Annotated in this window: 18 protein-coding genes and 1 tRNA gene; 13 read left to right on the top strand and 6 right to left on the bottom strand. The window is 62.1% G+C overall.

The window, feature by feature from the left end; all coding sequences use genetic code 11:
- Nucleotides 1–357 precede the first annotated feature (357 nt).
- On the top strand, nt 358–2,364 hold the full coding sequence (locus tag RTI28_RS12750) for a PQQ-binding-like beta-propeller repeat protein (protein WP_316920783.1): 2,007 nt from the start codon (nt 358–360) through the stop codon (nt 2,362–2,364).
- A gap of 137 nt (nt 2,365–2,501) precedes the next feature.
- Nucleotides 2,502–2,573, top strand: a complete 72-nt coding sequence (gene pqqA / locus RTI28_RS12745) for a pyrroloquinoline quinone precursor peptide PqqA (RefSeq protein WP_081941331.1) — start codon at nt 2,502–2,504, stop codon at nt 2,571–2,573.
- 80 nt (nt 2,574–2,653) lie between these two features.
- Here pqqA and RTI28_RS12740 read toward each other — a convergent pair whose 3' ends face one another.
- On the bottom strand, nt 2,654–3,607 hold the full coding sequence (locus tag RTI28_RS12740) for a diguanylate cyclase (RefSeq protein WP_316920782.1): 954 nt from the start codon (nt 3,605–3,607) through the stop codon (nt 2,654–2,656).
- A 4-nt stretch (nt 3,608–3,611) separates the two neighbouring features.
- Nucleotides 3,612–4,610 carry a response regulator gene (locus RTI28_RS12735; RefSeq protein ID WP_316920781.1) on the bottom strand — a complete coding sequence of 333 codons (999 nt, stop codon included), beginning with the start codon at nt 4,608–4,610 and terminating at the stop codon, nt 3,612–3,614.
- Nucleotides 4,611–5,072: 462 nt separating this feature from the next.
- Here RTI28_RS12735 and RTI28_RS12730 point away from each other — a divergent pair, with 462 nt between their 5' ends.
- The gene (locus tag RTI28_RS12730; protein WP_316920780.1) at nt 5,073–5,942 is read left to right on the top strand and encodes an oxaloacetate decarboxylase; all 870 of its coding nucleotides are present in this window, start codon (nt 5,073–5,075) and stop codon (nt 5,940–5,942) included.
- Here the strand turns inward: RTI28_RS12730 and RTI28_RS12725 are convergent.
- A complete protein-coding gene (locus tag RTI28_RS12725; RefSeq protein ID WP_316920779.1) occupies nt 5,900–7,297 on the bottom strand; it encodes a UDP-glucose/GDP-mannose dehydrogenase family protein in 1,398 nt (465 codons plus the stop codon). The two genes, RTI28_RS12730 and RTI28_RS12725, sit on opposite strands and share 43 nt — an antisense overlap.
- A gap of 278 nt (nt 7,298–7,575) precedes the next feature.
- Between RTI28_RS12725 and RTI28_RS12720 the strand changes: the two genes are divergently transcribed.
- Entirely contained in the window at nt 7,576–9,039 is a 1,464-nt protein-coding gene (locus RTI28_RS12720; RefSeq protein ID WP_316920778.1) for a YdgA family protein, read from the top strand.
- 221 nt (nt 9,040–9,260) lie between these two features.
- Nucleotides 9,261–10,319: a quinolinate synthase NadA gene (gene nadA, locus RTI28_RS12715; protein ID WP_316920777.1), complete on the top strand. Its 1,059-nt coding sequence runs from the start codon at nt 9,261–9,263 to the stop codon at nt 10,317–10,319.
- 33 nt (nt 10,320–10,352) lie between these two features.
- Here nadA and RTI28_RS12710 read toward each other — a convergent pair whose 3' ends face one another.
- Nucleotides 10,353–11,786, bottom strand: coding sequence for a M48 family metalloprotease (locus RTI28_RS12710; protein ID WP_316920776.1), 1,434 nt, complete (start codon nt 11,784–11,786; stop codon nt 10,353–10,355).
- Nucleotides 11,787–11,920: 134 nt separating this feature from the next.
- Between RTI28_RS12710 and RTI28_RS12705 the strand changes: the two genes are divergently transcribed.
- Together RTI28_RS12705 and RTI28_RS12700 are read left to right on the top strand one after the other, a co-directional pair.
- Nucleotides 11,921–12,160: a sulfurtransferase TusA family protein gene (locus RTI28_RS12705; RefSeq protein WP_042121777.1), complete on the top strand. Its 240-nt coding sequence runs from the start codon at nt 11,921–11,923 to the stop codon at nt 12,158–12,160.
- 21 nt (nt 12,161–12,181) lie between these two features.
- Nucleotides 12,182–13,252, top strand: coding sequence for an AI-2E family transporter (locus tag RTI28_RS12700; protein WP_316920775.1), 1,071 nt, complete (start codon nt 12,182–12,184; stop codon nt 13,250–13,252).
- A 39-nt stretch (nt 13,253–13,291) separates the two neighbouring features.
- Here RTI28_RS12700 and RTI28_RS12695 read toward each other — a convergent pair whose 3' ends face one another.
- Together RTI28_RS12695 and RTI28_RS12690 are read right to left on the bottom strand one after the other, a co-directional pair.
- Entirely contained in the window at nt 13,292–13,765 is a 474-nt protein-coding gene (locus RTI28_RS12695; protein WP_316920774.1) for a peroxiredoxin, read from the bottom strand.
- 12 nt (nt 13,766–13,777) lie between these two features.
- Nucleotides 13,778–14,338, bottom strand: a complete 561-nt coding sequence (locus RTI28_RS12690) for a glycine cleavage system protein R (RefSeq protein WP_042121771.1) — start codon at nt 14,336–14,338, stop codon at nt 13,778–13,780.
- A 258-nt stretch (nt 14,339–14,596) separates the two neighbouring features.
- Between RTI28_RS12690 and dapA the strand changes: the two genes are divergently transcribed.
- From dapA to RTI28_RS12660, 6 genes are all read left to right on the top strand, one after another.
- Entirely contained in the window at nt 14,597–15,475 is an 879-nt protein-coding gene (dapA, locus tag RTI28_RS12685; protein ID WP_316920773.1) for a 4-hydroxy-tetrahydrodipicolinate synthase, read from the top strand.
- A gap of 17 nt (nt 15,476–15,492) precedes the next feature.
- Complete coding sequence (bamC, locus tag RTI28_RS12680; protein ID WP_316920772.1) at nt 15,493–16,608, top strand: outer membrane protein assembly factor BamC; 1,116 nt, start codon at nt 15,493–15,495, stop codon at nt 16,606–16,608.
- On the top strand, nt 16,609–17,367 hold the full coding sequence (locus tag RTI28_RS12675) for an MBL fold metallo-hydrolase (protein WP_316920771.1): 759 nt from the start codon (nt 16,609–16,611) through the stop codon (nt 17,365–17,367).
- Between the two features lie 29 nt (nt 17,368–17,396).
- Nucleotides 17,397–18,107: a phosphoribosylaminoimidazolesuccinocarboxamide synthase gene (gene purC / locus RTI28_RS12670; protein WP_316920770.1), complete on the top strand. Its 711-nt coding sequence runs from the start codon at nt 17,397–17,399 to the stop codon at nt 18,105–18,107.
- A 93-nt stretch (nt 18,108–18,200) separates the two neighbouring features.
- A tRNA-Ser gene (locus tag RTI28_RS12665) sits at nt 18,201–18,290 on the top strand.
- A gap of 264 nt (nt 18,291–18,554) precedes the next feature.
- Nucleotides 18,555–19,136, top strand: a complete 582-nt coding sequence (locus RTI28_RS12660) for a hypothetical protein (RefSeq protein WP_316920769.1) — start codon at nt 18,555–18,557, stop codon at nt 19,134–19,136.
- Nucleotides 19,137–19,139 lie beyond the last annotated feature (3 nt).

The following is a 19,139-nucleotide window of genomic DNA, read 5'->3' as shown; positions in this document are numbered from 1 at the left end:
TGCATCAGCGCCGGTATTTGCTCTATCCCATTGATTTGTAAGCGCTAAAAATTTTTGTAGCGTGACGTCGCCATTGCTGGTCAAATGATCAGTCTGGAATGTGGTCAATTGATCAAGTCAGGTGATCGTTTTCTGCTGGTTGTGAGGTGAAATGGGCATTTTCACCTTGCGGGCGGACTGACGCTTACGCCGAAGTCAATTGAGCGCATGAAGTATCTGTCGATTGACTCGGCGAACCACTGACGCATTGACGGATAACGCAACGATATTTCCCGGCCTTGGTGTGGGTATGTGTAGAGGGCAAATATGAGAACAATAATCATAGCTTCGCTGTTGGTTTCCATTGCTGGTTGCGGGATGAATGACCAGCCGTCTCAAAAAGCCAATACGAACTGGGAGTTCCTTGGGAACTCCAGCGAGATGCAGCATTCTTCCGAGTTGAAGGCGATCAACAAGGAAACCGTCGCTTCCCTGGGCCTGGCCTGGTGGGTGGACTTGCCTGTCAGCGACGGTCTGGTGGGCAACCCATTGATCAAGGATGGCATCGTCTTTCAAGGGGCGCCCAACGGCCAGATAATTGCCAACGATGTAAAAACCGGCAAGTTGATCTGGAACTTCCAGGATGACAATGCGCAACAGGGGTCGTCGTTCGCAGGGTACTGGGGGCGCCGATTCAATCGGGGCGTTGCCTTGAGTGGAAGCAATGTCATCATCGCCTCGGGAGACTGCCGTTTGATCGCCGTCGACCAGCGCACCGGAAAGAAAGTCTGGGAAGCCACGTCCTGCGACTCGGCAGATATGTACGCCATCACTGCTGCGCCGCGAGTGGGTAACGGTCTGGTCTTTACTGGCAACGCCTGTCTCGATACCGGGATGACCCGCGGTTATGTAGATGCCTTCGACGAGAAAAGTGGCGATCACCGCTGGCGCTTCTACACGGTTCCCGACGATCCCTCGAAGCCGCAATCGGCGTTGTATGAGAACGCGGCCAAAACCTGGGGGAAGGATTGGTACTCGAAGTCTCACGGGTGCGGCAGTGCCTGGGACGCCATGACCTATGATCCGCAACTCAATCTGCTCTATATAGGCGTCGGTGGACCCGCGCCGTTCGATCCGTCGAAACGTGGCGAAGATGCGGGCGATGAGCTTTTTACCAACTCCATCGTCGCCCTGGACGCCAGCACTGGCGAATACAAATGGCATTTCAAGCAAACGCCGCAAGACGCTTGGAACTATGACTCCAGCGTCGGCATCATGGTCGCCAACATTACCGTGGCAGGGCAATCGAAGAGGGTGGTGCTGAGCGTGCCGAAGAGTGGCTTCGCGTATGCACTGGATGCGCAGACCGGCAAGTTCATTTCCGGTGGGGCCTATATGCCAATGGAGTGGGCTTCCGGGTTGGATGCCAATGGTCGCCCTGTCATGCGCCCGGAAGGGCAGTACTGGCTGAATTCCAGCAAGAGTTATATGCAACTCCCCAATGGCCTGGGTGCGCATGGTTGGGAGGCGTTGGCCTTCAATCCGGATGACGAGACGGTATTCATCCCGGCAATGTCCCAGCCGACGCTGGTCAAGGATGATCCTGATTCTGCGCTCGGTGGCCAGTCGTTCGAACCTATCCAGCGTTCTGCCGATGGCAAATACGAAACCTATGGTGAAACCGTTGCCTGGGACGTGCGCAAGAATGCCGTGAAGTGGCGCTCGCGCTTGCCGATGCCGACCAACGGCGGCTTGCTGCACACCGCCGGTGGCCTGGTGTTCCAGGGCACGGGAGACGGGCGCCTGCAGGTCCTGGACGATGTGACGGGCAAGACGTTGTGGAGTCATGAGATCGGCGGTGCGGTGCGGGCAGCGCCGTCGACAGTCATGGTCGACGGGGAGCAATACGTTCTGTTGGCGACCGGTACCGGGACGGCGGCAGCGACAGGTTCTCTGAACTCGGACTCCGCTTCTGCCCCCAGGGCCAGGACCACGCCGCGTCTGCTGGCGTTCAAGGTTGGCGGCACAAAAGAGTACCCACCCTTCGCACAATTGCAGAAAGTGCCGGCTCCTCTCACGCCCCGGCAGCCTGAAGAATTGACGGCGATTGGAAAGCAGTTGTTTGAGGGCAGTGCGTGTATCGAGTGCCATGGTTTGCACGGCAACGCTGCAGGCGGGCGTGTGCCCAACCTCATTTACGCCCCGCCACCGAGCTATGAGTTCTTCGAATCTGTCGTGCGTCAGGGCCTGCTGTCCAAAGGCGGTGGTGGAATGCCTGCTTTTGCAGACTTCAGCGATGATCAGCTCAAGGCAATCTTTGCCTACCTGATCAATCAGGCCTGGGATGCCCATGAGGGCAAGGGGCCGGTAGAGGGGACTCGCTGAAACACCTGCTGTCTCAGTGACGCACAAGGACGTGCGTCGCTGGCGATGACAGTGATTCAGCCGCTTCACCGCGACGAAGCAGATCGCCAGTCGCGGCCAAATCAATGAGCAATAAAACAACCGGGAGACCTCGTGCCATGTGGACAAAACCCAGCTTCACCGACCTGCGCATCGGATTTGAAGTGACCATGTACTTCGCCAACCGCTGATATTCGAAGCATCGCCACGACAGGGGCTGCTCAGCCCCTGTCAGCTGGCATCCTTTCCTGTCGAGGCAGACAGCGCCTGCTCACGGGTGGATCGACACCTGGTTGCGCCCACCTTTCTTCGAGGCATACAGCGCCTGGTCGGCCCAGGCGATCAGGTCGGCATGGCTGTCCGAGGGCTGGCTGAGATCGGCGACGCCGAGGCTGATGGTAAAGCGGATACTGTGTCCTTCATGTACCACCTCCAGGCTCTCGATTGCCTTGCGCAGGCGCTCGGCAAAGGCTACCGCGCCATGCTTGTCGGTATCCGACAGCACCACGCCAAACTCCTCGCCACCATAACGGCCCGCCACGTCGGTATCGCGCACGTACTGGCGCAGCATCGCCGCGACCTGCTCGATGACCTTGTCGCCCGCCTGGTGGCCGTAGGTGTCGTTGATGCGCTTGAAGTGATCGATGTCGAACATCACCAGGCTGGTGTGATTGCCGTGGCGCTGATGGCGGGCGTAGGCGACCTTGAGGCTGTCCTCCCAGTGCCCGCGGTTGTACAGGCCGGTCAGGCGGTCGGTGCTGGACAGCTTCTGCAACTGCGCATTGGCCGACTGCAGCATGTGCCGGTTGGTCGCGACATCGGTCACGTCGTAGATCACCAGGCAGAAGTGGCTGATGCTGCTGTCGGTCGAGCGCAGCGGGAACAGCGTGGTGTTCTGGTACATGAAATCTTCCTGCCCGGTGATCGGCTGGTAGTTCTTGAATCGCACCAGATAGGGGCGTTGCTCCCATACCGTGAACGCTGCCGTGCCGAGGGTCGCCACGCTGTCCAGCTTGCGCCGGAACCAGTCGACGTTGACCTCCGGAAACAGGCTGAAGAACGACTGGTTGTGGGCGTCCCTGGGCGGGACCCCGGAACGGTTCTCCATGAAGGTGTTCCAGACCTGGACGCAATGGTCGCGATCGAGCACCACCACGCCGACATCGATGCTCTGCACGATCGCCAGCAGCCAGTGGAACTCGGTCAGATCAATGGGTTTGTTCATGGGCTCAGTTCATCAGGTACGCGAGTTTATGGGTCAGTCGTTCGATGGAGTCTTCGGTGAACAGCAGCAGCAGGTCGAAGCTGATGTCATGGCCCTCCAGCCTGTAGCTGATCTCTACCGCCAGGGTCTTCTTCCAGCGGCGCTGGTTGACGCGGATAAGCTCCTCGATACCGGCGTGCTGGCCGAGGATCTGCGGGTGGCATTGCGAGAACACGACATCGACCTGCTCGGCGATGCTGCTCAGGCAGGCGCCGATGAGGATGCTGGACAGGTCCAGGAGCATTTCCAGGTCGGAGGACTGGCTGCTCTGGTGCTTCATCAGGCGCGCCATCTCGGCGATTTCCGAGTCGTGGAACATCAGCAGCGCCTCGCCGGCGATACCCCCGCCGATGAAGCCCTGGCACACCGCGGTCAGTTGCTTGCAGCGCCCGGCGTCGGCCAGCGCCATATGCAGTTCGCCGACTTCAAGGACATTGACGTTCGGCACCGGCAACTGGACGAAAACCCCGAGGACCTTGGCGATCAGCGCCGCAGCCCGGCCCATGGCGACGTTGACCGTTTCGCGGAACACTTCGTTGAAGGTGACGTGGGCGCTGGTCTGTGGGCGATGACTCTGCGCCGCGTGTCCAGCCAGGTTGAGCAGGCCCAGGCGCTCCAGGGTCTGGCGCAGTTCGGCCTGGTCGAAGGGCTTTTTCAGGAAGGCGAGGGCGCCGAGTTCCTGTACCCGCCGCAACGCCTCCTGCTGCACGTCGCCGGAGATGACGATGACATTGCTCGCCAGCCCTTCATCGCGCAGCGCGTGCAAGACCTGATAGCCATCCATTTCCGGCATGTTCAGGTCGAGCACGACGACCTGGCCCAGGCCCTTGCGAACAGCCTCCATGCATTGCTGGCCATCGCTGGCCTCGGTGATCGACACCGGCCAGTCAGCTGGCAGTGCTCGCAGGACCTGCTTGCGGGCAACGGTGGAATCGTCACAGACGGTTAAGGTAGTCACTGACACAGGTCACGGCTCGTTGTCTGGAGTTGCGGGATGATTTCATTATGCCATAGACGCACAAACTCTACGCTTACTTACCTAGGGGAAACGCTGAGTACGCAAACGTATTCGCTCCGGTTTTCCCTGATCCGCGTATCAGGTAAATGCTGAGTCGCTGTGGATGAGCAATGTCATGCACAGTTCGTACTCATTTCGCGAACTTTTGATGAAATCTGCAAAATTCGTGTTTTTCGCGATCTCGCCGGTTGGCTCGGGTTGGCGTATTCACGCACACGAACGGCATCGCCCTGACAGCCTTCAGTACAAGACCCGTGCTCAGGGAAACCCTGATCCTTCGCCGCCGTTCAGCCTTGCCAGATGAAACGTTTCGTCTATTTGTCGGAACGAGACCTTTGCTGCTGTCAGAGCGACATCAAGCAGTGGTATGTTCCCCCGCAGAATGAAGTCGAAATAAGTGGATTGATCATGCCTAAAGCGTCCCACCAAGAACTGCGCCGTGCGTTTCGTAAACTCCTTGCTTCCCCCCGCTGTTACCACACCGCTTCGGTGTTCGATCCGATGTCCGCGCGTATCGCCGCCGACCTCGGTTTCGAAGTCGGTATCCTCGGGGGCTCGGTGGCGTCGCTACAGGTACTTGCAGCACCGGATTTTGCCCTGATCACGCTGAGCGAGTTCGCCGAGCAGGCGACCCGCATCGGTCGGGTCGCCCAGTTGCCGTTCATCGCCGATGCCGACCATGGTTACGGCAATGCGCTGAACGTGATGCGCACGGTGATCGAACTGGAGCGCGCCGGGGTTTCCGCCCTGACCATCGAGGACACCCTGCTGCCGGCCCAGTTCGGCCGCAAGTCCACCGACCTGATCAGCATCGAGGAAGGCGTGGGCAAGGTTCGCGCGGCCCTGGAGGCCCGTGTCGATCCGGAGCTGGTGATCATTGCCCGGACCAATGCCGCGGCCATTCCCACCGCAGAAGTCATCGCCCGCGCCGTGGCGTATCAGAATGCCGGCGCCGACGGTGTGTGCATGGTTGGCGTGCGTGACTTCGCCCACCTCGAAGAGATCGCCGCTCACCTGACCGTACCACTGATGCTGGTGACCTACGGCAATCCGCAACTGCACGACGACGTGCGCCTGGCCGAGCTGGGTGTGCGCATTGCGGTGGATGGCCATGGCGCCTACTTCGCCGCGATCAAGGCCACCTACGACTGCCTGCGCGAGCAACGCCGGATCACCAGCTCCGCCTCCGACCTGAGCGCGACGGAGCTGACTCACACCTACACCCAGCCCAATGACTACATCGTCTGGGCTCGTGAGTTCATGGACGTCAACGAGTAAGGCGTTTCCTTACGCCGGGACGCCTCTGCGCGTTCCGGCAGCGGCCGCCCGATGCTGTAGTAGGTCAGACCCGCGGCGGCCATCTGCGCCGGCTCGAACAGATTGCGTCCGTCGAACAGCACGCCATCGAGTAATTGCTGGCTGACGGTTTCGCCGTCCAGAATGCGGAAGTCCTGCCACTCGGTGACGATCACCAGCGCGTTGGCACCGATCAGCGTGTCTTCCTTGTTGTCCAGCAAGTACAGATCCTTGCGCTCGCCGAACAGGCGGCGGGCTTCGTCGCGCGCCTGCGGGTCGAACGCCCGTACTGTCGCGCCGGCCTGCCATAGCGCGCGCAGCAGCACCAGGCTCGAGGCCTCGCGCATGTCGTCGGTATTCGGCTTGAACGCCAAGCCCCACACGGCAAAGGTCTTGCCGGCCAGGTCGCCGTCGTAGTGGGCGATGATCTTCTCGAACAGGCGATGCTTCTGCCGCTGGTTGATCGTCTCCACCGCCTGCAGCAGGCGCGGTTGGTACTCGTGCTGCTCGGCAACCCGCTGCAGGGCCGAGAGATCCTTGGGGAAACACGAGCCGCCAAAGCCGCAGCCGGCGTAGATGAAGTCGTAGCCGATGCGGGGATCGGAACCGATGCCGCGGCGTACCGCCTCGATGTCCGCACCCAGGTGTTCGGCCAGGTTGGCCATTTCGTTCATGAACGAGATCTTCGTCGCCAGCATGCAGTTGGCCGCGTACTTGGCCAGCTCGGCGCTGCGCGCGTCCATGGCGATGAACTTGTCGTGATTGCGGCTGAACGGCGCGAACAGGTCGCGCAGCAGGTTCAGGGTGGCCGGGCTGGCGCCGCCGATCAGGATGCGGTCCGGGCGCATGCAGTCGAGGACCGCCGAGCCCTCCTTGAGAAACTCCGGGTTGCTGACCACTTCCAGGCGGCTGGCCAGGCTGGCGTCGTGGCGGGCCAGGCGCTGTTTGATCGCATCCACGGTGCCCACGGGCGAAGTGGACTTGTTGACGATGATCTTTTTCCCTTCCGCATGTCGGACGATGCTGTCGACTACGGTGAAAACCTGGCTCAGGTCGGCGCTGCCATCCGGCAGGGATGGGGTGCCGACCGCGATGAAGATCACCGTGGCCGCCTCGATGGCCCGCGCCGCGTCGGTGGTGAACTGCAGGTGGGCGTTGGCCAGTCCCTTTTTCAGGAGTACCGGCAGGCCGGGTTCGAAGAGCGGACACAGTCCTCTGGACAGGCTCGCCACGCGATCGGCGTCGACATCGACGCAGCACACCGAGTGACCGACCTCGGCAAGGCAGGCGGCCAGGGTCAGGCCAACGTAACCGGTACCAAACACTGCAAGTTTCATTGCGAAGCTCCGTTATCAGGCCGATGCGGTTCCTCCCGCCACTCAGAGAGGGGCATGTCCTGCAACATGTCAGCGTCCGATGACAGTTGTATGAGCGTTTGGCCTGGCAATGGCCTGCCAGATAGAGGGACGAGGATTACAGGTTTTGTCGACAGGTCTCACCCCGTAAACGGCGAATCCGGAGCAACCGCCACGGCCGACGGTGGTAATCTCGCTCCCCGGCAAGCCCTGGCGGGAATGCCGACCATCCATATCAGGGACAGCATCCGGATCATTTCATGAAGAAAGCACTAGTTATCGGCGGGTTGGTCGTAGTGGGCGCGGCGGCCTGCAGCGCGGTGGCGTGGTACACCGGCAAGCAGTTGCCCGAGGTGCTCGAAACCTCGCTCGCCCAGTCCAACCGACAGTTGGCGGCGGCCCTGAGTGGCAGCGGCACGGGCAAGGTGGAACTGCTGTCCCTGGAATCCGGCGTGTTCAGCAGCGATGCCCGTTATCGGGTCACGCTCCAGGGTGTCGAGGGCGAGCATGTCCAGCTCGATTTCAGCGATCACCTGGAGCACGGCCCGTTTCCCTGGTCGCGGGTCAAGCGCCTGCAACTGCTGCCGGTGATGGCGGCGAGCAGCTACGCGCTGGAAAAGACCGACGACAGCGCGCCCTGGTTCGCTGCCGCCGGTGAACAGGCGCCACTGCAAGGCAGCCTGAGCGTCGGTTACGGCGGGGCGATCCGCAACGAGTTGCGGGTGATGCCCTTCGAGGTCAGTGACGAGGATGGCTTTTCCCTGTCGTTCTCCGGCTTGACCCTGCACCTGGACTCGGCCCTGGAGGGCGAGGGCCTGCGCCTGCGGGGCGAGTTGGAGCGGGTAGCGATGGCCAGCGGCGGCGAGGGACCGACGAGCGTCACCCTGAAGGGTGTGGCGCTGTCCACCGACTTCAATATGAGCGGCTACGGCTACTTTGTCGGTTCGATGAATGTCGATATCGCCGAAAGCGCCTTGTCCTTCGGCGACAGTCAGCCCCTGCGTTTCGGCAAGTTCGAACAGCGTGATGTCTATCGGATCGAGGAGGGCGGGCTTTCCCTGAAGCAGGCGGTCAATCTTGCGGACATCAGTTTCTCCGGCAAGCCCATCGGCAGCGCGCGCATGGCCTGGCGCGTGGAGCGCCTGAACCCCGAGGCGGTCGGCAGCCTGGTGAAGTGGTATGAGCAGAACCTTGCCCAGCTGGAGAGCATGGCCCTGGGCCTGACCCCGGATACCGGTGCGGCGATGCTGGATGATCCGCGGCTGCAGGCACCGCTTCGGCAATTGCTGGCCGGTGGCCCGCGCGTCGCGCTGGAAGAGTTGGCGTTCAGGACGGCCAACGGCGAGAGCCGCTTGGCTATCGACCTGGACCTCTCCGCCCAGGCCCCGCAGGATGTTCCGCTGGAGCAGGCCTTCGCCCAGTCGGTGAAGTCGATGCAGACCGACCTGAAGCTCTCCAAGCCGATGCTCGGCGATCTGGCCGCATTGCGCGCCACCCTTGAAGGGCTGGACGCCGAGCAGGTCCGCCAGGCGTCGGCCTCCGGGGAGATGGTCGGGATGATTGCCCTGCAGAGCCAGCTGGCGACCGTGCAAGGCGACGATATCCTGATGCGACTGGGGTATGCCGACGGCCAGGTGGACTTCAATGGCCAGAAAATGACCGTCGATCAGTTCGCCGAGCTGGTTCAGCAGCGCACCGCGGCATTCTCCGGCGCCGCGCAGTAGTCACGGGGGCTCGCGGAGGGCGTGTCGAGCGTCGTCCGCGGGCCTTGTCGGGTAAAAATCTCTTTAGAATTCATCCGATTGTCTGTAGCCTTCGGCGACTCATAAAACCGAGGTCGCAGCGGATTTTTGCCGTCCGTGCAAAGGCCAAGCTGTTACCCGATTTGTCCGTGCCCGATGATACACTCGACTTACGCGCATCAGCGCCTGCAGGTCTTGCGAACATGACGCAAATTTCCGAACGCCTTCTGGTTCAGGCCCACCTGGACGCCAAGCAGCCCAAGCCCCTCACGCCCGAACAAGAGGCCGAATACCGTACCGCCATCGCCGCCGAGCTCAAGGCGCGGGATGCGGTGCTGGTTGCCCACTATTACTGCGATCCGGTAATCCAGGCCCTGGCCGAGGAAACCGGCGGCTGCGTGGCCGACTCCCTGGAGATGGCCCGCTTCGGCAAGAATCACCCGGCCAGCACCGTGCTGGTGGCGGGGGTGCGTTTCATGGGCGAGACGGCGAAGATCCTCACCCCGGAAAAACGTGTACTGATGCCGACCCTCGAGGCGACCTGCTCCCTCGACCTGGGCTGCCCGGTGGATGAATTCTCGGCGTTCTGCGACAAGCATCCCGAGCGCACCGTGGTGGTCTATGCCAACACCTCGGCGGCGGTCAAGGCGCGTGCCGACTGGGTGGTGACCTCCAGTTGCGCGCTGGAAATCGTCGAAAGCCTGATGGACAACGGCGAAACCTTCATCTGGGGGCCGGACCAGCACCTGGGCCGCTACATCCAGAAACAGACCGGTGCCGACATGCTGATGTGGGACGGTGCCTGCATCGTTCACGAAGAGTTCAAGTCGCGGCAGTTGGCCGACATCAAGGCGCTGTATCCGGATGCCGCGATCCTGGTGCACCCGGAGTCGCCGGAGGCGGTGATCGAGCTGGCCGACGCGGTGGGCTCCACCAGCCAGTTGATCGCTGCCGCACAACGCATGCCGAACAAGCGTTTCGTGGTCGCCACCGACCGCGGCATCTTCTACAAGATGCAGCAGCTGTGCCCGGACAAGGAATTCATCGAGGCGCCGACCGCCGGCAATGGCGCGACCTGCCGTAGCTGTGCGCATTGCCCGTGGATGGCGATGAATACGCTGGAGCGCACCCTGCAGTGCTTGCGTGACGGCAGCAACGAGATCTTCGTCGAGCCGGCACTGGTGCCGCAGGCGATCAAACCGTTGCAGCGGATGCTGGATTTCACCGCGGCGGCGCGCTTGAAGCTGTCCGGTAACGCTTGAGCTTCTGGGGCTGCAAGGCAGCCCCAAACAGTTTCAGCGCATCATTTCCTTGACCATCCGCTGCTGCTCCAGCAGTTCCCGCTGCCGCGCATCGATCCGCGAGGCCAACTGGAAGTTGTTGCCGGCACGCCGCTTGGCGTAGTCCAGCTGCTGCAGCGCCTGGTCGAAATCACCGGTCAGGGCGAAGAACTCGGCCCGGGCCTGGTGCAGGCCGATGGTGTTGCCGGAAAGACCGCGGGCTTCGGCCAGGTCGTACCAGACATCCGGGTCGTCAGGCCGATTCTTGACCAGCGCTTCCAGTGACTTTTCCGCCTCGGCCGGCTTGTTCTGCTTGAGCAGCAGATCGGCGGCCACCTGGCGCAGCGGATAGTTGCCGGGATACAGCTGACGCATCCGGTCGACCCGTTGCTGGGCATCGCCAAGACGGTTGTTGGTGATGTCCAGGTCGATCTGGGTCAGGTTGTAGGTGATGTCGTTGGGCGCCTTGGCCAGCAGCGGCTTGAGGTTTTCCCGCGCTTCGTTGAGCTGGCCGCCCTTGATCTGGGCCAGGGCCAGGCCATAGCGGGCGGCATCGAGTTTCGGGTTTTCATCCAGCAGGGCGCGGAAGCGCTTGGCCGCCAGCCCCGGCGTACCTTCGTAGAACAACTGCACACGGGCGCGCATCAGCTGGTAGCGCGCGCTGTCTTCGGTACCGCCGGCTGGCGCCTGTTCCGCGCGGTTGCGGGTGTCGGCGATACGCGATTCGGTGACCGGGTGGGTGAGGAGGAATTCAGGCGGCTTGGCGTCGAAGCGGTACTGACGCATCAGGCGCTCGAACATGGTCGGCATGTTGCGCGGATCGTACCCGGCCTTTTCCAGGTTGAGGATGCCGATGCGGTCGGCCTCCTGTTCGTTCTGCCGGGAGAAGCGCCGCTGCTCCTGGATCGCCGCGGCCTGGGTACCTGCAATGGCGGCGATACCGGCATCGCCGGCACCGGCGGCGGCGACCACGATGCCTGCCAGCAGCGCCGCCATCATCGGCAACTGCATGCGTTGCTGGGCCTCGACGCCGCGGGCGAAGTGGCGTTGCGACAAGTGCGCGAGTTCGTGGGCCAGTACCGAGGCATATTCGCCCTCGGTCTGCGCATTGAGGAACAGGCCGCCGTTGACCCCGACGATCCCGCCTGGCGCGGCAAAGGCGTTGAGGTCAGGACTGTTGATCAGGATGAATTCCAGGCGGCGGTCCTGCAGCTGGCTGGTCTCGGCAAGCCGGTAGACGCTGGATTCGACGTAATCCTTGAGCTGTGGGTCCGACAGTTGGCTGACATTGCCGCGCAGCAGACTCAGCCAGGCCCGGCCAAGCTGGTGTTCTTGTTGCGGCGAGACAATGGCGGAGCTGGCGTCGCCGAGTGACGGCAGGTCGTCGGCATGGCTCGGAAGCGCAAGCAGGCAGGCCAGCGTCAGCAGGGTAGGGCGCAGAACATTCATGCACGGAGCTCTGGTCGACAAAGAGCCTTACTGTAGCCGCCTCGCACGGTTGCGACCAGTGGCGGTATTCTGCGAGGCTTGCCGGTGCTGTGCGCCAGGGCTATCTGGCGCGCCGGTTTTTCTGGAGAGTTGCAATGACCGACACCCTGCACCATGACGCCGAACTGGACGCCAGCGGCCTGAACTGCCCGCTGCCGTTGCTCAAGGCCAAGCTGGAACTGAATCGCCTGGCTTCCGGCGCCGTGCTCAAGGTGATCGCCACCGACGCCGGCTCGCAACGCGACTTTCGCACTTTCGCGCAACTGGCCGGTCATACGCTGCTGCTCGATACCGCCGAAGGCGGGATCTACACCTACTGGCTGAAGAAGGCCTGATTCGTTTTCCAAGGATCCTCGATGTTCAAAGTGCTTCGCGGCTGGCTGCACCGCTATTTCTCCGACGAGGAAGCTGTGGTTCTGGCAGTCCTGCTGTTCCTCGGTTTCACCGCGGTCCTGACCCTTGGCGGCATGCTCGCGCCGGTGCTGGCGGGGATGGTCCTGGCCTTCCTGATGCAAGGGCTGGTCAACGCGCTCGAGCGCCTGCGGGTGCCGAGCAAGGTTGCCGTCGGCCTGGTCTTCACCCTGTTCATGGGCGCGCTGGCGGTGTTCCTGCTGGTGCTGGTGCCGCTGCTCTGGCATCAGTTGATCACCCTGTTCAACGAGCTGCCGGGCATGCTCGGCAAGTGGCAGTCGCTGCTCCTGCTGTTGCCGGAGCGCTATCCGCACCTGGTCTCGGACGATCAGGTACTGCAGGCCATCGAAGCCATGCGTGGCGAAATAGGCAAATTCGGCCAGTGGGCGCTGACCTTCTCCCTGTCGAGCCTGCCGCTGCTGGTCAACGTGATGATCTACCTGGTGCTGGTGCCGATCCTGGTGTTCTTCTTCCTCAAGGACCGCGAGACCATCGCGCGCTGGGTCAGCGGCTATCTGCCGCAGGAGCGCGCGCTGATGACCCGGGTCGCGGAAGAGATGAACCGGCAGATCGCCAACTACATCCGCGGCAAGGGCATCGAGATCCTGATCTGCGGCGTGGCGACCTATATCGCTTTCGTCGCCCTGGGGCTGAACTACGCCGCCTTGCTGGCGCTGCTGGTGGGCTTGTCGGTGGTGGTGCCGTATGTCGGCGCGGTAGTGGTGACGGTGCCGGTGACACTGATCGCGCTGTTCCAGTGGGGCTGGGGTGACCAGTTCATCTACCTGATGGCGGTCTACGCGATCATCCAGGCGCTGGATGGCAATGTGCTGGTGCCCCTGCTGTTCTCGGAGGCGGTGAGCCTGCACCCGGTGGCGATCATCTGCGCGGTGCTGCTGTTCGGCGGGCTGTGGGGATTCTGGGGGATCTTCTTTGCCATTCCGCTGGCGACGCTGTTCAAGGCGGTGCTGGATGCCTGGCCGCGGCCCGAGCCACAGGTGGCGCCGCTGTTGTAGTGCCCGACGGGACAGATCGCGATCTGTCCCGTGTCGGTTTCAGGCCTGGTTCAGTTCTTCGGCCGCGGCCAGGACCGCGGCGACATGGCCCGGCACCTTCACGCCACGCCATTCCTTGCGCAGCACACCGTCCTTGTCGATCAGGAAGGTGCTGCGGTCGACGCCCATGTATTCCTTGCCATAGAGCTTCTTCAGCTTGATCACATCGAACAGCTGGCAGAGGCTTTCGTCCTTGTCGCTGATCAGCTCGAAGGGGAAGCCCTGCTTGGCCTTGAAGTTCTCGTGCGACTTGAGGCCATCGCGAGAGACGCCGAACACCGCGGTACCGGCGGCCTGGAAGGCGGCGTACTGGTCGCGGAAGTCACCGCCTTCGGTGGTGCAGCCCGGCGTGCTGTCCTTCGGATAGAAGTACAGGACCACCTGGCGACCCTTCAGGTCGGCGAGGCTGATCTGCTGGCCACTGGTGGCCTGGACCTGGAAGTCGGCGACGGGTTTGTCGAGTTCAACGGCCATGGGACGGGTTCCTTACATCGGGTTCTGTGGGCGCCACGGTTCGATCAGCGCGTCCAGGTTGAGCGCGTCGGCGAAGTCCAGGAACTGGTCGCGCAACCAGCTGATCTGGGTGCCGGCAGGCAGCGTGACGGTGAAGGTGGCATTGAGCATGGTGCCGCCGGTCTGCGGGGCCTGGTAGGTGTCGCAGGTCAGGTTCTCCAGCTCGACACGGTGGTCGATGAAGAACTGGCACAGCTCGTTGATGATGTCCGGGCGGTAGGCCGCGCTGACGTAGGCGACGTAGGGCAGCGACAGCGGGCGCACTTCCAGCTCGCTGCTGCGCACCACGTTGACGATGAAGCCGTGCTTCTTCGCCAGGCTCGGCAGCGAGCCCTCGAAGCGTGCCAGGGCATCCCAGTTGCCGCTGACCTGCAGGATCAGGGCACTGCACTCGCCGTGGCGGGTCAGGCGCGAGGTGACCACCGAGCAGCGGCTGTCGTTGCTGGCGCGGCAGAGGATGTTGGTCAGTTCCATCGGGCTCGGGCCGAGGGCGCTGACGACGAGGAATTGTTCGCGGACGGTGGGGGTGGACATAGCATTCCTAAAACGATGAGCGGTCGGTACCTGACGCGGAAAAGAGGCGGGTCAGCGTGCTCCAGAGCCTCTGGATCGAGGGGGCGGACACGGCCGGAACGCATTGTTGGCAGCCCGGCGGGCCGCTGTGTACCGATCAAAGGACGAAGGGTAGCGAAAATGGCCGCGAAGGGGAATGCTCCGCCCGCCTGCGTCGCTTGTGCAAGCCCGATGGCGCCAGTACCATTACCGCTCTCTTTTTCCGGCAGGAGCAGCTTCATGATTGCGGGCAGTATGGTGGCATTGGTCACACCCATGGATGCACAAGGGCGTCTGGACTGGGACAGCCTCAGCAAACTCGTGGACTTCCACCTGCAGAACGGTACCCATGCCATCGTCGCCGTCGGCACCACTGGCGAGTCGGCGACCCTCGATGTCGAAGAGCACATCAAGGTCATCGAGTTCGTGGTCAAGCAAGTCAATGGCCGCATCCCGGTCATCGCCGGCACCGGCGCGAACTCCACCAGCGAAGCCGTTCACCTGACCCAGAATGCCAAGGACGCCGGTGCCGACGCCTGCCTGCTGGTCGTGCCTTACTACAACAAGCCGACCCAGGAAGGCCTGTACCAGCACTTCAAGCACATCGCCGAGGCGGTGGACATCCCGCAGATCCTCTACAACGTGCCGGGCCGCACCTCCTGCGACATGCTCGCCGAGACCGTGATCCGCCTGTCGACCGTGCCGAACATCATCGGCATCAAGGAAGCCACCGGCGACCTGAAGCGCGCCAAGGCGATCATCGACGGCGTCAGCGACGACTTCATCGTCCTGTCCGGCGACGATCCGACCGCGGTCGAGCTGATCCTGCTGGGTGGCAAGGGCAACATCTCCGTGACCGCCAACGTCGCCCCGCGTGAAATGGCCGACCTGTGCGAGGCCGCCCTGCGTGGCGATGCCGAGACCGCGCGGGCCATCAACGAAAAACTCATGCCGCTGCACAAGCACCTGTTCTGCGAGGCCAACCCGATTCCGGTGAAGTGGGCGCTCGTGGAAATGGGTCTGATGCACAAGGGAATCCGCCTGCCGCTGACCTGGCTGAGCGAATCCTGTCACGACACCGTCCGCCAGGCCCTGCGCCAGGCTGGCGTGCAGTATTAATCGAGGAAGTACACCGCATGAAGCGATTGGCTGGTCTTTCCGCCCTTGCCCTGATCATTTCCAGCACCAGCGGCTGCGCCTGGTTGTGGGGCGAAGACGGGTATTTCCGTGACCGTGGCAGCGACTATCTGGAAGCAAACCAGAAGCCGCCGATGCAATTGCCGCCCGATGTGAGCAACGTCAAGCGTCTCGACCCGCTGCTGCCGATTCCGCGCAACGTCGCTGACGACAACGTCAAGGGCGAGTTCGAAGTGCCGCGTCCGCTGCCTCTGGCCGCCAGCGCCGAAGCCAGTGATTTCAGCCTGCAGAAGAGCGGCGCCGCGCGTTGGGTCCTGGCCCAGCGTGCACCGGCCGAAGTCTGGCCGGTGGCCCGGCAGTTCTTCGAGGACAACGGTTTCCGCATTGCCGAGGAGCGTCCGCAGACCGGTGAGTTCAACACCACCTGGCAGCGTTTCGACGAGCTTTCCGCATCCATGGCCGATCGTCTCGGCGGTGCGGCCAGCAGCCGCGACAGCGAGATCCGTGCGCGCGTGCGCATCGAACCGGGCGTGCAGCGCAACACTTCTGAAGTCTACGTGGTGACCGTGGAACGCAAGGCCGGCGACAGCGCCGAGCAGGAATTCCCGGCACGCTCCAGCAACACCGGCGTCGACGCCGTGCTGGTCGACGAGATGCTCGCCAGCATGACTCGCAGCGCCGAGAAGGGCGGTTCGGTGTCCCTGCTCGCGGCCCGCGATTTCGATGCACCGAGCCGTGTCAGCCTGAGCGAAGACGGCAGCGGCAACCCGGTGCTGAACCTGGGCGCCGATCTCGATCGTGCCTGGTCCAGCGTCGGTCGTGCCCTGGAGCACGGCGAATGGCGTGTCGAGGACATCAACCGCAGCCTGGGCCTGTACTACATCAACCTGGCCGAGAAGGCCGAACCGAAGAACAAGGAGCCTGGCTTCTTCGGTCGCATGTTCGGCAGCGAGCCGAGCAAGGAAGAGATCGAAGCCCGTGCCGAGCGTTACCAGGTTCGCCTGAGCAAGGTGGGCGACAGCGTCCAGGTCACCGTCGAGAAGAACATCAATACCGTGGCCCCGGCTGACGTGGCCCGTCGCGTGCTGAGCGTCATCCAGGACAACCTGGGTTAAGTGCGCTTCGCGGTTCTCGGAAGCGGTAGCCAGGGAAATGGCACGCTGGTCACCAGTGGCGATACTCACGTCCTGGTCGATTGCGGCTTTTCCCTGCGCGAAACCGAGCGGCGCCTGGCGCGGCTCGGCGTCGCGCCAGGCAGCCTGAGCGCCGTGCTGGTGACCCACGAACATGCCGACCACGTGCATGGGGTGGGCTTGCTGGCACGGCGCTACAATCTTCCGGTGTACCTGAGTCGCGGCACCTTGCGCGGTTTGCGCAAACCGCTGGAGGCGACGGGGTTTCTCGCGGCGAACGACACGTTCGACGTAGGCGCCCTGAGCATCAAGGCGGTGGGCGTGACCCACGATGCGCTGGAGCCGCTGCAGTACGTGTTCAGCGACGGTCGCCGGCGCCTTGGCGTGCTGACCGACCTCGGCTGCTACGACGCGGTGCTGCTGGAGCATTACCGCGGCCTCGACGCCCTGATGATCGAAGCCAACCATTGCCGTGACCTGCTTGCCCGCGGGCATTACCCGCATTTTCTCAAGCTGCGGGTCGGTGGCGATTACGGACATCTGAACAACCACCAGGCTGCGAACCTGGTGGCGGAGCTGGGATGGGAGAATTTGCAGCACCTGGTGCTGGCCCATCTCAGCAGCAAGAACAACCTGCCACAGCTGGCCCGGCAATGTTTCGTCGATACCCTCGGGTGCGACCCGGACTGGCTGCAAGTGGCCAACCAGGATTGTGGGCTCGACTGGCGCGAAATCGTCTAGCCCCTCTCATTTAGCAAGCGGAGCCCATCATGGAAAAACGTGAAGAACTCTACCGCGGCAAAGCCAAGTCGGTGTACAAGACCGACGACGCCGACCGCTTGATCCTGCTGTTCCGTAACGACACGTCGGCGTTCGACGGCAAGCGTATCGAGCAGCTCGACCGCAAGGGCATGGTGAACAACAAGTTCAACGCCTTCATCATGCAGAAGCTCGAAGAGGCCGGCATTCCGACCCAGTTCGACAAGCTGCTGGGCGACAACGAATGCCTGGTCAAGAAGCTCGACATGATCCCGGTCGAGTGCGTGGTGCGCAACTACGCTGCCGGCAGCCTGGTCAAGCGCCTGGGTGTCGAGGAAGGCATCAAGCTGGAGCCATCGACGTTCGAACTGTTCCTGAAGAACGACGAGAAGGGCGATCCGTTCATCAACGAATCCCACGTTGTCGCCTTTGGCTGGGGCACCGCTGACCAGTTGGCGAAGATGAAAGCGCTGTCGCTGAAGGTCAACGAAGTGCTGACCAAGCTGTTCGACGACGCAGGTCTGCTGCTGGTCGACTTCAAGCTGGAGTTCGGCGTATTCCACGGCGAGATCGTCCTGGGCGACGAGTTCAGCCCGGATGGCTGCCGCCTGTGGGACAAGGAAACCCGCAAGAAGATGGACAAGGACCGCTTCCGTCAGGGCCTGGGTGATGTCATCGAGGCCTACGAAGAAGTCGCAAAACGCCTGGGCGTGCCGCTGTAAGGCGAAACGTTCGCGCAAGCATCTGAAAGCACGCGATTTTTTTCATCAAAAGGCTTCGCCTTTGAGAAAAGTGCTGGTATGATGCGCGCCACTGGAGAGATGCCGGAGTGGCCGAACGGGACGGATTCGAAATCCGTTGTACCTTCGCGGGTACCTAGGGTTCAAATCCCTATCTCTCCGCCATACATGCCAAAGCCCCTGAAACTGCAAGGTTTCAGGGGCTTTGTCGTTTCTGCACGGGTGGTGATAGCGCTTTGATATAAGGGACGTCAGCCCGCCTGGAACTTCTTGCCTATGCTCGTAGCACAGGATGTTCGTCAGAGGCGGATGAGAGCGCCCCGTGCATGGATGCAACGTCGAGTGACACAGTACAGGCCCCCCATGAGCGCTGGTTGAAAGCGCTGCCCTCTGCATTCGCCCGGATCTTCGCGTGGGCGAATCTTCAGCATGACCTGCGTTATTCCAGAGAATCGATTACACCGCGGAATGTGTTCAGGAACATTCGTCGCGGCCTGGAACGTCATGTTTAAAATTAGGGGTGACGCTTTTTCCGGCAATAAGTTATTGCTTGCAAGTCTGATCTTCATTCTTTGTTTTTTATTGTGCCTGGGATTCTACATCTATGCGCTGGCAAACAAGCCGGCGCCTTCGGATGGCGTGTTGTCGCGCACTGAAGGCAAATTTCTGGTCATTGCATCCAGCTCGCAAAGAAGCACCACCTTTATTGTGGAAGAAAGCGGGTCGGGAGAGCGTGTCAAGTTAAGTGCCACTTCCGGTTATACAAATATTCGCAGCGGTTTCAGCGAGGGAGTCGGGCGAAATATTGTCGTGCGGCACTATGGACCGTCGGTGGTGTCCTGCTGGATCGACCGTGTCGAGTATTGCGCTGCGATGTGTACCACGAAGTATGAATGCGAGCTCAATCTTTATCAGGTCAGTATTTCGACCTTGAAAAAGACGCTTTATACGATGCTTGCGTTGGCTGTGATCTGTCTGGTGGCTTATCTCATTAAAAAACGGGAGCACTGAAAA

The organism is Pseudomonas sp. zfem002 (assembly GCF_032621685.1).
GTDB classification, from domain to species: domain Bacteria; phylum Pseudomonadota; class Gammaproteobacteria; order Pseudomonadales; family Pseudomonadaceae; genus Aquipseudomonas; species Aquipseudomonas japonica.
This window is presented reverse-complemented; position numbering and strand designations above follow the sequence as displayed.